1 protein-coding gene is annotated in these 607 nt (G+C 52.4%); it reads left to right on the forward strand.

What is annotated here, in order from left to right:
• Positions 1 to 607, forward strand: a 607-nt coding sequence (locus tag ACTHUM_RS17615; RefSeq protein WP_440403637.1) for an FAD-binding oxidoreductase, incomplete at both ends; no start/stop codon positions are given.

Below are 607 nucleotides of genomic sequence, written 5' to 3' on the forward strand. Positions count from 1 at the left end.
GATATTGTCTTACAGCCGAACTCTGTCGAAAGTGTGCAGAAAATCATGCGTTTCTGTTTTGAAAACCGCATCCGCGTAACCCCGCAAGGCGGCAATACCGGATTATGCGGCGCAACGGTAACCAGCGAAGGCGTACTGCTCAATCTCTCCAAGCTCAACCGTATCCGCGATATCAACCTTGCCGACAACAGCATGACGGTTGAAGCAGGCGTGATTTTGCAAAATGCTCAAAAGGCGGCAGCCGAAGTCGGACGACTGTTTCCGCTCAGCCTGGCCAGCGAAGGCTCTTGCCAAATCGGCGGCAATATCGCCTGTAATGCCGGCGGTTTGAATGTCTTGCGTTATGGCAGCATGCGTGATTTGGTATTGGGTTTGGAAGTCGTTTTACCAAACGGCGAACTGGTTTCCCACCTTCAGCCCCTGCACAAAAACACGACCGGCTACGACTTGCGCCATCTTTTTATCGGCAGCGAAGGAACATTGGGCATCATTACCGCCGCCACACTCAAACTCTTTGCCCTGCCCAAAACCAAAGCGACCGCATGGGTAGGTTTAGACGATATTGAATCCGCCGTCTCACTTTTGACTGCGGTGCAAGGCCATTTTG

It is taken from the genome of Neisseria sp. P0021.S006 (genome assembly GCF_051956895.1).